This window comes from Candidatus Baltobacteraceae bacterium, assembly GCA_035502855.1.
In the GTDB taxonomy this organism is placed as follows: Bacteria; Vulcanimicrobiota; Vulcanimicrobiia; order Vulcanimicrobiales; family Vulcanimicrobiaceae; genus Aquilonibacter.
Map to the genome: position 1 here is coordinate 192394 of DATJTX010000016.1, position 13303 is coordinate 205696.

General features: G+C 63.9%; 14 protein-coding genes and 1 tRNA gene. 5 read left to right on the forward strand and 10 right to left on the reverse strand.

The annotated features are described in order from the left end of the window. Nucleotides 1–222 precede the first annotated feature (222 nt). Nucleotides 223–295 (reverse strand) — tRNA-Ala (locus VMF11_04105). Between the two features lie 100 nt (nt 296–395). Between VMF11_04105 and VMF11_04110 the strand changes: the two genes are divergently transcribed. Then, nucleotides 396–974, forward strand: coding sequence for a hypothetical protein (locus VMF11_04110; protein HTU69484.1), 579 nt, complete (start codon nt 396–398; stop codon nt 972–974). 3 nt (nt 975–977) lie between these two features. Here VMF11_04110 and VMF11_04115 read toward each other — a convergent pair whose 3' ends face one another. The 3 genes from VMF11_04115 to VMF11_04125 are packed head-to-tail and all read right to left on the reverse strand — an operon-like array spanning nt 978 to nt 3134. After that, nucleotides 978–1232, reverse strand: a complete 255-nt coding sequence (locus VMF11_04115) for a hypothetical protein (GenBank protein ID HTU69485.1) — start codon at nt 1230–1232, stop codon at nt 978–980. Beyond that, a complete protein-coding gene (locus VMF11_04120) occupies nt 1229–2002 on the reverse strand; it encodes an SDR family NAD(P)-dependent oxidoreductase (protein HTU69486.1) in 774 nt (257 codons plus the stop codon). Before VMF11_04120 ends, VMF11_04115 begins: the two co-directional genes overlap by 4 nt. Further along, nucleotides 1974–3134, reverse strand: coding sequence for a cellulase family glycosylhydrolase (locus tag VMF11_04125; GenBank protein HTU69487.1), 1161 nt, complete (start codon nt 3132–3134; stop codon nt 1974–1976). Before VMF11_04125 ends, VMF11_04120 begins: the two co-directional genes overlap by 29 nt. 42 nt (nt 3135–3176) lie before the next feature. On the opposite strand from VMF11_04125, the gene purE reads away from it, so the two are divergent. Together purE and purK are read left to right on the forward strand one after the other, a co-directional pair. Beyond that, complete coding sequence (purE, locus tag VMF11_04130) at nt 3177–3662, forward strand: 5-(carboxyamino)imidazole ribonucleotide mutase (protein HTU69488.1); 486 nt, start codon at nt 3177–3179, stop codon at nt 3660–3662. Continuing rightward, on the forward strand, nt 3659–4789 hold the full coding sequence (gene purK, locus VMF11_04135) for a 5-(carboxyamino)imidazole ribonucleotide synthase (GenBank protein HTU69489.1): 1131 nt from the start codon (nt 3659–3661) through the stop codon (nt 4787–4789). Before purE ends, purK begins: the two co-directional genes overlap by 4 nt. On the opposite strand, the gene VMF11_04140 is transcribed toward purK, so the two are convergent. The 6 genes from VMF11_04140 to VMF11_04165 form a co-directional block, all read right to left on the reverse strand. Beyond that, nucleotides 4786–5928 (reverse strand): glycosyltransferase family 4 protein, encoded by a 1143-nt coding sequence (locus VMF11_04140; protein ID HTU69490.1) that lies wholly within the window; start codon nt 5926–5928, stop codon nt 4786–4788. The genes purK and VMF11_04140 overlap by 4 nt on opposite strands. Beyond that, a complete protein-coding gene (locus VMF11_04145; protein ID HTU69491.1) occupies nt 5925–7082 on the reverse strand; it encodes an amidohydrolase family protein in 1158 nt (385 codons plus the stop codon). The genes VMF11_04140 and VMF11_04145 overlap by 4 nt, the downstream gene beginning before the upstream one ends. 247 nt (nt 7083–7329) lie before the next feature. Beyond that, nucleotides 7330–7953: a hypothetical protein gene (locus VMF11_04150; GenBank protein HTU69492.1), complete on the reverse strand. Its 624-nt coding sequence runs from the start codon at nt 7951–7953 to the stop codon at nt 7330–7332. A gap of 59 nt (nt 7954–8012) precedes the next feature. Beyond that, nucleotides 8013–8939, reverse strand: coding sequence for a hydroxymethylglutaryl-CoA lyase (locus VMF11_04155; GenBank protein ID HTU69493.1), 927 nt, complete (start codon nt 8937–8939; stop codon nt 8013–8015). Next, nucleotides 8936–10828 (reverse strand): acetyl-CoA carboxylase biotin carboxylase subunit, encoded by a 1893-nt coding sequence (locus tag VMF11_04160; GenBank protein HTU69494.1) that lies wholly within the window; start codon nt 10826–10828, stop codon nt 8936–8938. The genes VMF11_04155 and VMF11_04160 overlap by 4 nt, the downstream gene beginning before the upstream one ends. Beyond that, a complete protein-coding gene (locus VMF11_04165; GenBank protein ID HTU69495.1) occupies nt 10825–11613 on the reverse strand; it encodes an enoyl-CoA hydratase-related protein in 789 nt (262 codons plus the stop codon). Before VMF11_04165 ends, VMF11_04160 begins: the two co-directional genes overlap by 4 nt. A gap of 60 nt (nt 11614–11673) precedes the next feature. Here VMF11_04165 and VMF11_04170 point away from each other — a divergent pair, with 60 nt between their 5' ends. Then, nucleotides 11674–12477 carry a cytochrome b/b6 domain-containing protein gene (locus VMF11_04170; protein ID HTU69496.1) on the forward strand — a complete coding sequence of 268 codons (804 nt, stop codon included), beginning with the start codon at nt 11674–11676 and terminating at the stop codon, nt 12475–12477. Continuing rightward, complete coding sequence (locus VMF11_04175) at nt 12474–13214, forward strand: molybdopterin-dependent oxidoreductase (GenBank protein HTU69497.1); 741 nt, start codon at nt 12474–12476, stop codon at nt 13212–13214. Before VMF11_04170 ends, VMF11_04175 begins: the two co-directional genes overlap by 4 nt. The last annotated feature ends 89 nt before the right edge of the window (nt 13215–13303 follow it).

Below are 13303 nucleotides of genomic sequence, written 5' to 3' on the forward strand. Positions count from 1 at the left end.
CAGATGCGTTTGCGGGATTTCGCGCCGGCCGATTATCACCGGTCACGCCTCCGCCGCCACAAGCAACGAGCGTTGAAATTGCGAGAAAAGCGAGCCGCGGTCCGGAATAGCAGATTGCACTACCCGACAATACCCGACAATGGCACGTTTCGCGTCCGAATTGCGCGCGCTCAAAAAATTGAAAAACCCGCAATCGCCAATAACGACGCGGGTTTTCAATTATGGAGATGAGGAGACTCGAACTCCTGACCCCTTACATGCGAAGCAAGTGCTCTACCAGCTGAGCTACATCCCCCAGGGCAACGCGCTGAATTATACGCGCCGGGCGCGGGCCCTGTCAAAAAAAGCGCGGGTTCCTACAAAGGTGGCATTTCGGGCAGGGGGAACCAAGGCGCATGATTGCTGCCGTCCTCGTGGTTGCGCTTGGTAGCGCGCCCGTCTCCGTTGCCTACTCGCGCTGCAACAGCATCCAGGCCGACGCGATTGCCGAGAAGCTCCAAGACTACGCGAAGCACCCGTCTGACCAGACCCAGCGCAGTGTCCAGATCGCGCTTACCCAAACCGACGCGGAGCAGGAGCGCACGATCCTCCAAGGCGTCTGCCCCGCGAGCGACTATGGCCGCCTGGCTTCGCGTCTCTACGCGCTCGAGGCCTGGGGCGATCTGCTCGGCTACGCCACCATCGGACCGAGCCCAATGGACAAGATCTGCCCCGACGCCAACAAGAAAGTCATGATCGGGACGGCCGCGCATGCCTGGCAACAACTCGCACTGGCGGCAACGGTCACATCGACGCCTACCTCCTTGGTGGCGACGTTGACCCCGCAGGTTCGAGCGTTGGCCGCAAAAGGAGGGTTGACGCTGCCCCCCTTTGCTCAGGCGACGGCGTATTGGGAGCAGCATTACGAGAACAGCGCGAAGCAAGCAATGATCGATTGCGGTTCCAAGATGATGATGCCCACGCCGACGCCGTAGCGCTCAATCCGCTGCGCGCAGCACGCGCCAGTGCTCCTCTCCCTCAGGTTCCAAAAAACCCGCATCGGCCAGCGCCGCGAGCACCTCGTGCATCGCTGCGCGTTCGTTTTTGTTCGGCATGCCGGCCCAGCGCATCGCTGCCTCGTTCAGGTGAATCGTGCTGTTCGGAACAAGGAGCTCGCGCACAAACGACTCGGGAAGTTTGACACGTTCCATGCGTCGTCGCAGCGGTTCGAGCGCTTCGGTGAATGCACTCATTCCCGCTCTTCTTTCGGCTGCGTGACCAGCGAGACCATTGCGCGATCGGCGAGCGCCGGCAGCCATTCACCTAGAACAGTGGCTGCGGTTTGCCAGGGAACGGCGTTGACGCGCGCGGCGCGCCGCTCGATGCCGCCTAGGATCGCGGCAGCGACGCGTTCAGGCGTGGCATGCCACCACGCGGGCCGTTCGTGCATGCCCGAGGCGCGCGAGAATTCCGTGTCGACGACGCCGGGGTCGACGTAGGTGACGAAGACGCCGCGCGGACGCAGCTCGCGCCGCAGTTGAATGGCCGCGGCACGAACCGCGGCCTTCGCCGGCGCATATGCGCCGTAACCGGGCGAGGGCACCCGGGCAAGTCCCGAGCCGAAGAACACGAACCCGCCCCGCGCGCGTTCCACCGCGCCGAGCGTCGCGGACGCGATGCGCAGCGGCGCCGCGACGTGCAGTTGCCACTGCCGTTCGATCTGCTCCGCGCTTTCATCGAGCAACGTCGAGGCGTGCGCCGCGCCGGCGTTATTGACCACGACGTCGATGCGATCGAACGCGCGCAGTGCATGCTCCACGATTGCCTGCGGTGTCTCGAGCGCGATGACGTCGGCGACGAGCGCCGCGCACGTTCCGCCGCGCAAACGGATGTCACGCGCGACCTCTTCGAGGCGCTCACGGCGACGCGCGACCAGCAACACGCCCCAGCCGGCTTCCGCCGCGCGGCGCGCGAGCGCGGCGCCGATCCCCGAACTAGCCCCGGTAACGACGATAGAGCGCATCGATCCCCGCAGGAAGGCTGGCATAGAACTCGGCTTCGTCGGCGATCGGCGGCGGCGTCGCGCTGACCGTGCGCCGCTCTGCCGCGAAGCGCGCGAGCACGCGCGCGACCGGCTTCTCGCCGCCGTCGGCGCGAATCATGCCGAACCGCAGTTCGTGCGGCGCTAGGTCGAACGGCGGTTGATCGGCGAGCGAGAGATCGTAATCGCTCCAGCACCACCACATCGCGCCGATCGCGCCTTGCGCGTGCAAACGCTCGAGCACGCCTTGCGCATACGTGCTCATCTCGTCTTCGTTCAGGCAGGCGTGTCCGCCGACCGTGTTTGCGCCCGGCGGGCATTCCGGATTTCCGAACTCTGTAAACAACAACGGCTTTCCGGTAAACGATTGGATCAATGCGGCATAGAACGGAACGACATCGGTGTCGAGCCGGCCGGTCGAGAACGTCGCATAGACCGAATAGCCGTGCATCGTCGCCAGCGGCCACGGCGCTGCGAGGCTCGAGGGGCGCAGATGCCGGTCACGCTCGACGTCCTCGCCATGCGTGCCGGCGGTCACGGCGCCGCCGGAAGATTCCGCCAGCGCTTGCGTCAGGCGCGCGCTCCACTGCGCCGCATCTTCGGGTTGCCGCGGCTCGCGCATATTGGAAAACTCGTTGCCCAGATCCCATGCGTAGAGCGAGGGATGGTCCCGGACGCGCTCGCCGACGGCCAGCGCAAACCGCTCCTGCGCGTCGATCAGCTTGGGGTCGTGATAAAAATCACCGATCCCGTACGGCGAACTCGTTCCCCGCACGATCGTGCGAAAGCGTCCATGCGGCGTGCCGGGATCGAGCGACCACGCCGGCAGCCAGTTCACGCCGCTCATGTGCCCGCAAAAGAGCGTGGGCATCGCGCGCAGGCCCGCGTCGGCGATTGCATGCATCATCGCATCGAAGCGCCGCAGCATGTCCTTGTCCATGGAGTCGGGCGCGGGTTGGAAGTCGTCCCAGCGCAGGAAAAACCGCACCAGATCGAGTCCGAAGTCTTTGATCCGCGCCAGATCCTCGCGGATCTCACCGAGATCGAAACGCTCCCACATGTACATCGCGCTGCGTCGCGGCCAGTAGTTGACACCAAGCAAAAACGCCGACATTTCCGTAGGTTGTCCAACGCCGCGACTCGAAGCGCCTGCAACGTGACGCAAGCAACGCACGCCCTGGTCGGCATTATCATGGGTAGCCGCTCCGACTGGGAGACGCTGGTTCCGGCACGCGAAACGCTCGACGAGCTGCAGATCGCCTGTGAGATGCGCGTTGTCTCCGCCCATCGCATGCCCGACGAGATGTTCGCCTATGCCGAGAAGGCGCGGGCGCGCGGTCTGTGCGCGATCATCGCCGCCGCCGGCGGCGCGGCGCATCTGCCAGGCATGGTGGCGGCCAAAACCTTGGTGCCGGTCATCGGGGTGCCGGTTCAATCCAAGGCCCTGAGCGGAATCGATTCCCTGCTCTCGATCGCGCAGATGCCGCCCGGCGTTCCGGTTGCGACGATGGCGATCAACGGTGCGGTAAATGCGGCGCTTCTGGCCGCGCGCATCGTCGCCCTGAATGATGATGCGGTCGCCGCACGGCTGGCGGCCTACGTGCAGCGGATGCACGACGAGGCCGCATCGAGCACCCCGTGATTCGTACGATCGGCGTAATCGGCGGCGGTCAGCTCGGGCGGATGTTTACCATCGAGGCCAAACAGATGGGCTTCGACGTGATCACGCTCGATCCGCAGGAGCACTCTCCCTGCGGACAAGTCGCCGATGAACAGATCGTCGCGGCCTACGACGACACGAAAGCGATCGAACAACTCGGTCAGCGCACCGACGTCGTGACGTATGAATTCGAAAATATCGCGATCGCCTCGATCGAATACTTGGAGCAGCATGGATTTGCGGTTACGCCGTCGAGCGGCGTGTTGCGGATCACGCAAGACCGGCTGCTGGAAAAGCGGTTCGTGCGCTCGTGCGGTGTGGCGACGGCGGACTTCGCCGAAATCAACCGCCTCGACGATCTCTCGCAGGCGGCGATGAGCATCGGCTTTCCCGCGATTCTCAAGACCGTTCGCGGCGGCTACGACGGAAAAGGGCAATGGCAGGTCAAGTCGCTCGATGAGGCGCGGGCGGCGTTCGCAGCGGCGAAGGGCGTGCAGTTGATCTACGAACGCATTGTGCCGTTCGTGCGCGAGCTGAGCGTGATCGCGACGCGTGCCTCGAACGACGCGGTCGTTACCTATCCGGTCGTCGAAAACACACACGACCGCGGCATTCTAGCGATGACGGTTGCGCCGGCCCGGATCAGCAGCGATGCACGGCAGCGCGCGCGTTCGATCGCAAGTACGATCGGCCGTAAACTCGGCATCGTCGGTACGTATTGCGTCGAGCTCTTCCTGATCGCCAGCGGCGAACTGCTGGTCAACGAGATCGCGCCGCGCCCGCACAACAGCGGCCACTATACGATCGACGTGACGCAGTGCTCGCAGTACGAACAGCACGTTCGCGCGATCTGCGATCTGCCGCTCGCCGAGCCCGAGATGCTGAGCAGCGCGATCATGATGAATATTCTCGGGAACGGGAAAGGGAATCATCTCACCGGCGAAGCCGCGTTGCTTTCCGATCCGGCGATCGTGCTGCACATGTACGGTAAGCGTCACGCGGTCGATCGCCGCAAGATGGGGCACTTCACGATGCTCGTCGAGGGCCCGATCGACGAGCCGGCAATCGCGCGCGCCAAGGCCGCCCACGCGAAACTCGGTTGGGACTAGAACCCCAGCGTCTTCGGCTTTTCGGGGATATCGGTGTACGACATCGGACGGTCCCACCAGTCGTGCGCGCGCCACTGCAACTGCTCGGGCGTCGGCGGGGGCGGAAGTTTTTGCGCGAGCGCGAGCCGATACGCATCGAGGTAGCGGTCGATCATGCGCTCGACGGTGAATTCGCGCTCGACGCGTGCGCGGCATGCGCGCCGGTCGAGCTGCGCGAGCTGCGGCACCCGCGCCACCGCGTCGTCGACGCTCGCGCAGACGAACCCGGTCACACCATCGACCACGATTTCCGGAATCGAACCCATCGCCGCGCCCAGCACCGGCGTTCCGCATGCCATCGCCTCGACCAGCGTCAATCCGAAACGTTCGGGACGCGTGGTCATGTGCACCAGCGCGAGCGCGTTACCGAGTAATTCGTTGCGCGCTTCACGTTCGACCGCGCCGAGAAATTGGACGCGATCGCCGTCGATGTGCGGCTCGACTTCTTCGCGAAAGTACCGCTCGTCGTGCGGGATTGCCGCGATCTTCAGGCGCACGCCGGCACGCTTGGCAACCTCGATCGCCAGATGCGTGCCCTTCTCGGGGTGAAACCGGCCCAGGAAGACGAGATAGTCGCCGGGCCGATCGCGGAACGTGAACTCATGCGGATCGATGCCGTTGTAGGCGGTGCTCAGATAGCCGAGGCCCGGGTCGCGGTCCGAATCGCTGATCGAACAGAAGAAGCTGCGCCGGGCACAGGCGTAATAGGCAGCGAGAATGTGCGGCGAGGAGAAGCCGTGGATCGTGGTGAGCAGCGGCGGCGATGACGTCGCGAGCGCATAGGTCATCGGTTTCCAGTCGAAATTGTTGTGGATCAAGTCGAACTCGCCGACGCGAGCGAAGAGTTCGCCGATGTGCAGCGCGGTAAACACTTCGCCGTTGAGCGCCGGGTCTTCGTTGATTCCAACCGGCACGACCGAAGCAAGCTTGCCGCGGAAAGATGAGTTACCGGTCGCGAAGAGCGTGACGTCCAGCCCTTGCGCGCGCATGCCCTCGGCGATATTGTATGCGATTTGTTCCCAAGGTCCGTACCCGGGCGGCGGCGTCGGCCAGGAGATTGACGCGAGGACGGCCAGCCGTAGCCCGGTGAGATCGTTCACCCAGCTGTTATTCCCGCTTTGATTACCGCCTGCGGTTCGCGCAGCGCGCCGATGTCTTTGCCGACGTCGCGCGCTAAGAGAAGAAGATCGGCCGGTTCGCCTGGTGCAAGCACGCCGCGATGCAAGCCGATCAGCTCGGCAGCGACGTTGGTAGCCGCGTGGAGTGCCTGCTGCGGCGTCATGCCAAGCAGACGATGCATCAGCTCGACTTCGTACGCGTAGTTCTCGTGATCGTTGAACGGCGTGCCGGCGTCGGATCCGCCCGCGATCTTGACGCCTGCTTCGTATGCGCGGCGGATGTTGCGCAGCATCGCTTCGTTCACTTGCTCGGCCTTTTTGACGACAAAGTCCGGCTGGCCGCCGTCGTGGATGTGCTCCAGAATGCAGGTCGGAGCCGCGAGTGTCGGCACCAGATAGACATCGCGCGTCTTGAAGAGCGCGATCGATTCATCATCGAGCATGTGCCCGTGTTCGATCGAGTCGATGCCTGCGCGTAGTGCGTTGTTGATTCCTTCGGTGCCGATTGCATGCGAGGCGACGCGCAGTCCGTGACGATGCGCCTCGTCGATCGCGGCCTCGAGCTCCTCCGGCAAGAGCTGTGCGTTGCCCGGGACGGCGCCTTTGGTCAGCACGCCGCCGGTCGCGATGACCTTGATGCAGTCGGCGCTGGCGAAGAGTTCCTCGCGAACGGCTTTGCGCGCATCCCACGGGCCGTCGATCTGGCGGCCGACGAACCATCCATGTCCGCCCGTCATGCAGAGCGCGCGTCCGGCGGCGCGCATCCGCGGGCCGGGAATTGAACCACTATTGATCGCGTCGCGCAAGGCTTGGGCGATCCCGAGCTGTGAACCGAGGTCGCGCACGGTGGTGATGCCGGCGCGCAGCGACTTGGCGGCGTTGGTGACCGCGGCCAGCATGACTTGGTTCTGATTCATCGTGGCGACCGCGGCCATCGTGTTCGCTTCGCCGCTGCTGACCAGGTGCACGTGCGCGTTCACCATCCCGGGCGTGATGCACGCGGCGCTCGCGTCAGGGGCCACACCGGCGGCGGCGTTGCGAATCTCGGCGATGCGATCGCCCTCGATTGCCACGTCGACGTTGCGGCGCGGCGCGTCCAGCGTACCGTCGTAGAAAACCCCGGTGCGAAGAATCAAGAGGTCGCCTTACGTAGAGACGCTATCGTCTCGGCCGTCGATTGGAAATAACGCGCATGGGTCACACGGAATGTCGCTTCGTCTTTCGATTCGAAGACGTTGACCTCGATAGTATAGTCCCGTGGGTCAAACCAGCGATCTTTCAATAGCTCTCGATATCGCGATTCGGCAGCGACTCGCTGGCCCTCAGCGAATCGATCGAAGGCGAGAAGTTCGTTAGATGCGCGATCGAACGCGATCACAAATATCATTCGCCGTCTCCCAGCGCCGACTCGAGTTCATCGATGCTCGACGATATTCTTGCTGTGAGCAAAGCCTCCGGATCGGCCTCGGTTTCATACAGACTTATCAATCCGGCTAGCTGTTGCAAGCGTTCCTGGACGTCGGGCGGTCCACCTCCGTACTTTATCTGAATGCCATACTTGCTGATTAATCGCTCGACGATTGTAGCCCAAATGTGCTGAGTGCGAGTTCTTACCTGGACCTCGTACCGCAACCTTCCATCTCGGACGATGAGATGAACTGCACGATAGCCGAACGTAGGATTTGCTCGACGATCCTTTACATCGCTTGAGGGGAATCTGCCTTGTAATACCGACAAAATCTCCTCCTGCTGTGAAGGGTTGATAGCAATGATCCGGCAGCCGACGATATCTTGAATTTGGTCCAACCGCAGCGACGGTTGCCGCAGCAGCTTCTCGGTTATCGATTGGGTGCTCTTGGCGGTTCGTTCCGCGAGGAGTGTATTCACCGGGTCGATCCGATCGCGCGCATCCATCAGTGTGGCGGTTATGGCGAAGAACGTGTTCTCGGCAAAATCACGAAATGACAAAAGAAATTCGGCTATAAGCTGGTCATCTTTCGGATGCAAGGTCCCGGTTCGCAGCCGATTACCCAGGTTTGTGAGCTCATTAGAGGAGAGCGGCACGACTAGTGTGCAGCCGATCCTGACCGCGCCTCGGCTGCTTCCAACGCCTGGAAGGCTTTGCTGGTCAGATCGTGATCGAGCACGCTGCGAATGAAGCGCGACGCGGCGCGCACTCTTGCCAGATCGACGCCGGTTTCGATGCCCATCGAATGCAGCATGTAGAGCACGTCCTCGGTGCCGACGTTGCCGGTGGCGCCCGGCGCGTACGGACATCCGCCCAACCCGCCGGCCGAACTGTCGAAGATGTGCACCCCGTGCTGCAGCGCGGCGTAGATGTTGGCGAGCGCCGTGCCGCGCGTGTCGTGAAAGTGCAGCGCCAACCGGTCGAGCGGAATGGCGTCGAGCAGCACCGGCACCAGCGCGTCGACTTGGCTCGGCACGCCGACGCCGATCGTATCGCCGACCGAGAGTTCGTCACAGCCCATCTCGAGCAGTTTACGGCTGACGTCCAGTACCATCGGCGGCGTGACCACATCGCCGAAAGGCGAGCCGAACGCAGTCGAGATGTAGCCGCGCACCCAGACGCCGTCACGCTTTGCGGCCGTCACGACGTCCGCGAACGTCGCGAGCGACTGATCGATCGTCATATTGATGTTGCGCTTCGTGAACGGCTCGGACGCCGCGGTGAAGACCGCGATCGCGTCGGCGCCGGCCGAACGCGCGCGTTCGTAGCCTTTGATGTTCGGCACCAGCACCGGGTAACGCACGCCCGGCGCTTTGCGAATCGAGCTGAAAACTTCGGCCGCGTCAGCGAGCTGCGGGATCGCCTTCGGGCTCACGAACGAGGTTGCTTCGATCCAGCGTAAACCCGTTTCCGAGAGGAGGTCGATAAAACGAATCTTGTCGGCAGTCGCGATCAGCTCATCTTCGTTCTGGAGGCCGTCACGGGCGCCCATCTCGACGATCTTCACGGATTTCGGCAGCTTCACGTGAGCTCCACCAACGCAGCGCCGCCGCTTACGATGTCGCCCTCTTTGACGAGCAAGCTTTTCACCGTTGCGGCCGCGGGCGCTTCGATGCGATGTTCCATCTTCATCGCTTCCAACACGAGCAGTAACGCGTGCGGTTCCACCGCGTCACCGCCCTTTACCGCGATCTTGACGATCTTCCCGGGCATCGGCGCGGTGATGCGTCCATCGGTTCCCGCGCTTGCGCCGCTGCCGGCGTCCGACTGTGCTGACGGCGGCGGAATCGCAACAAACGTGAGGCCCGAATCCGCCAGCGGCGCACCGTCGAATTCCGTCACGACGCGCCCCGCGGCATCGTGCGCGCGCAGTTCGCCCTCCAGATCACCGGTGAGCAGCCATCGCCCTTCGCCCGCCTGCGATGCCCACAGGCGAAACGCGTTACCGCCGGAGGCGATCCAAACCGGCCTGCCGACGCCGCCGATGCGCCACGGCACTTCACCCGCGACCAAGCGGCGCGCAACTTCGAAGAGCACGGCTTCGCGCGGAACCGCGCGCGGCGTAAAAATCGACTCGTCCAGACGCTCGGCCAGGAAACTCGTCGTCGTGCGTCCGTCCAGAAACCATTCATCGCGCGCAATCCACTGCAGGAGCGAGAGATTGGCGCGCACGCCCTCGATGACGAAATCACCGAGCGCGCGTTGCAGACGCGCGATCGCGTGCAGACGTTCGCTGCCGAAGACGATCAACTTCGCGAGCATTGCATCGTAGTAGACGCCGACCTCGCTGCCGCGGCTGACGCCGGAATCGAGCCGAATTCCAGGACCCTCCGGCGGATCCCACGCCGTAATGCGTCCGGTCGAGGGCAACATGTGGTTGGCCGGATCTTCCGCGTAGATGCGCGTCTCGATCGCCCAGCCGCGCGGGCGTACGTCTTGCTGCGCGATCGTCAAGCGTTCGCAGTTCGCGATCCGCAGCTGCCACTGCACGAGATCGACACCGTAGACCAGTTCGGTTACGGGATGCTCGACCTGCAAGCGGGTGTTCATCTCGAGGAAGTAGAACGATCCGTCGCCGTCGAGCATGAACTCGCACGTGCCGGCATTCACGTAACCGACGGCGCTCGCGGCGCGCACGGCTGCCGCGCCCATTCGCGTACGCAGTTCGGGCGAAAGCGCGACCGAGGGTGCTTCCTCGACGATCTTCTGATGGCGGCGTTGAATCGAGCACTCTCGCTCGCCCAGATGGATCGTCGTTCCGTGCGAATCGGCCAGAATTTGGAATTCGATGTGGCGCGGATCGCGCAGATAGCGTTCGAGCAGAACCGCGTCGTCGCCGAAGGCGGCCTTGGCCTCGCGTTTAGCCGCATCGAGTGCTTCGTCGAATGCGGCAAGCGACTCCACCACCCGCATGCCTCGGCCGCCGCCGCCCGCGCTCGCCTTTATCAGCAGGGGAAATCCGATTGCCGCAGCTTCGGTGCGTAAACGTTCCGGCGACTGATCGTCGCCATCATATCCCGGCACGGTCGGAACGTCGACGCTACGAACGCGGTGCTTGGCTTCGATCTTGCTGCCCATTGCCGCCATGGCGCGCGGCGGCGGTCCGACCCAGATCAAACCGGCATCGATGCAGGCCTGCGCAAAGTCGGCGCGCTCGGAGAGAAACCCATAGCCCGGATGCACCGCATCGGCCCTCATCGAAATCGCGGCCGCGATGACCGCGTCGATGTTCAGATACGACTGCGTCGCCGGCGCCGGCCCGACGCAGCGCGCGTCGTCCATGAAGCGTCGATGGTATGCCTCTTCGTCCGCTTCGGAGTAGATGCCGAGCGCCGCGATCTCCATCTCGCGAGCCGCGCGCGCGACGCGCACCGCGATCTCGCCGCGGTTGGCGATCAGCAGCCGCGCAATCACGACTCGTCGTCCCGAGCGAAGGCGGCTCTTCGCCGTTCGAGGAATGCGCGCAGCCCCTCTTGCCCTTCATCGCCGGTGCGCTGGATCGCGATCGCGTTCGCGGTGATCGAACGCGTCTGGTCGTAGCTCGCGGCGATAACGCGCGGGATCAAGGCCTTCACCGCGGCGACCGCGTTCGGTCCCGCCGTGCGCAATTCGGCGAGGATGCGCTCGATCGCCGCATCGAGCTCGTCGGCCGGGACGACCTCGTGCACGAGTCCGATCGCGCGCGCGCGCTGCGCATCGAAGCGCTCGCCGGTCAGAAAGAGCGCGCGCGCATGCGAGCTGCCGATCTTTGCTAACACGAAAGGCGAGATCGCCGCGGGAATGATCCCGAGTTTGACTTCGGTGAAGCCGAACAAGGTTTCGTCGCTCGCGACCGCGACGTCGCATACGGCAGCCAGACCGGCGCCGCCGCCCAGCGCGACACCGTGGATGCGCCCGATCACCGGCTTGGGACACCGGTCGATCGCGCGAAACATGTCGCTCATCGCCTCGGCATCGGCTACATTTTCATCGAAGCTCAACGCGAGCGCGCCGCGCATCCAGTTCACGTCCGCTCCACCGCAAAAGCTCTTCCCCTCGCCGGCGAGAACGATCGCGCGGATACTTGGGTCACCGGCCAGCGCGGTGAAGGCCTCGTGCAGCTCGCGAATCACCTCGGCGTTGAAGGCGTTACGAACGTCGGGGCGGGCGAGCGTCACGCGCGCCACGCCGGCCGCGCGCTGGATCCGGATGGTAGCCATGCAGGGCGATCAGCTTCGGCCTCTGATCCGAAGCCGCCTTGGAGGCGTTATAGTGTAGAAATGAAGACCGGCGAGCGGATCTACCGATATGCGGTCACCACGCGCGCGAGCCACTGGCTATGGGTGATCGCCTTTGCAGCCCTGGTCTCGAGCGGCTTGCAGATTTTCAATGCCGCGCCGTTCCTCGACGCATCCGACACGACCAATCCGGCGCATCGCGTGCTCGCGATCGGTGCGACCCAGGACGACGTCGGAACGACGACGATCCTCGGCCATACATTTGTCACCACCGGGTGGCTCGGCTACACCGACGACGGGCAAGGCGGCCGCACCGCGCGCGCGTTTCCGGGCTGGATCACGATTCCGGCCTATCAAGATCTCGCCGACGGTCGCCGCTGGCATCTCTTCTTTGCGTGGATCGCGCTGATCTGCGGCCTCGCCTGGTTGATCTCGACCGCGATCAAGGGAAATCTGCGCGACATGATTCTCCGTCCGAGCGATATTCCGAAGTTGTGGCCGATGCAAGCCTACTATTTCCGGCTGCGCAAGGAGCCGCCGCGGCACGGCATCTACAACCCGCTGCAGAAGGCCGCGTACACGTTCGTGCTGGTGATTCTTGCCCCGCTGATCGTGCTGACCGGCCTCGCGCTCTCCCCCGGAATCGACGCGATCGCGCATCCGCTCACCTGGCTCTTCGGCGGCCGCCAATTCGCGCGGCTTTGGCATTTCGTCGCGATGCTGCTCCTCATCGGCTTCTTCTTGATTCACACGTTCCAAGTGCTGACCCAAGGCGTGATCAACCAATTGAACGCCATGATCACCGGTTGGTATCGGCTCGGCAAATACGACGAGGCGGGACCGTGAATCGCCGCCTTTTCGTCGCCAGCACGATCTCGTCGGCGCTTGCGGCGTGCTCGCCGATCGGAACCAAACTCAACGACAACGCCGCCTTTCACAATCTGCTCGGCTCGACGCAGGGCTTGACCCACGCGGTGATCGGCACACGAGGACTGGCCAAGGAATACAGCGCGCGCGACATCAGCCCCGATTTCCCGATCGACTCGCTGCCGACGCCGAGCGATACGCGCTACACGGATCTCGCGCTCGACGGATTTCGCGATTACCGGCTCATCGTCGACGGCGCGGTGGCGCGGCGCAGCGCGTTCTCGCTGGCTGCACTGCAGCGAATGAATCAAGTCACGCAGATCACTCGTCACGACTGCGTCGAAGGCTGGAGCGTCGTGGCAAAATGGAGCGGCGTGCAGCTCGGCGCGCTGCTGGATCTCGTGCAGCCGCGCAGCGACGCGCGCTACGTCGTCTTCCACTGCATGGACAAAGACGACCAGGGCACGCCGTACTACGAAAGCCTCGACCTGCACGAAGCGCGCCATCCGCAGACAATCCTCGCCCTGCGCATGAACGACCGGCCGGTTCCGGTCGATCACGGCGCGCCCGTCCGGCTCAAAGTGCCGACGCAGCTCGGTTACAAGAGCGCAAAGTGGGTGGGCCGTATCGAAGTCGTCGGCAGCTACGCCAACATCTACGGCGGCGGCGGCGGTTATTGGGAAGACCAAGGGTACGAGTGGTATGCCGGCATATAGCCGTGCTACGTTATCACCCCGAGCGTAGTCGAGGGTCGGCATAGTGCCGGTGCTTCGAGTGCTTCGACTCCCGTGCTTTGCACCTACGC

What these genes read in the sequence shown, in the direction of transcription:
- VMF11_04125 (HTU69487.1), bottom strand. Translation starts at nt 3,134, where the DNA reads ATGTCGGCGTTTTTGCTTGGTGTCAACTACTGGCCGCGACGCAGCGCG.
- VMF11_04110 (HTU69484.1), top strand. Translation starts at nt 396, where the DNA reads ATGATTGCTGCCGTCCTCGTGGTTGCGCTTGGTAGCGCGCCCGTCTCC.
- VMF11_04115 (HTU69485.1), bottom strand. Translation starts at nt 1,232, where the DNA reads ATGAGTGCATTCACCGAAGCGCTCGAACCGCTGCGACGACGCATGGAA.
- VMF11_04170 (HTU69496.1), top strand. Translation starts at nt 11,674, where the DNA reads ATGAAGACCGGCGAGCGGATCTACCGATATGCGGTCACCACGCGCGCG.
- VMF11_04165 (HTU69495.1), bottom strand. Translation starts at nt 11,613, where the DNA reads ATGGCTACCATCCGGATCCAGCGCGCGGCCGGCGTGGCGCGCGTGACG.
- VMF11_04120 (HTU69486.1), bottom strand. Translation starts at nt 2,002, where the DNA reads ATGCGCTCTATCGTCGTTACCGGGGCTAGTTCGGGGATCGGCGCCGCG.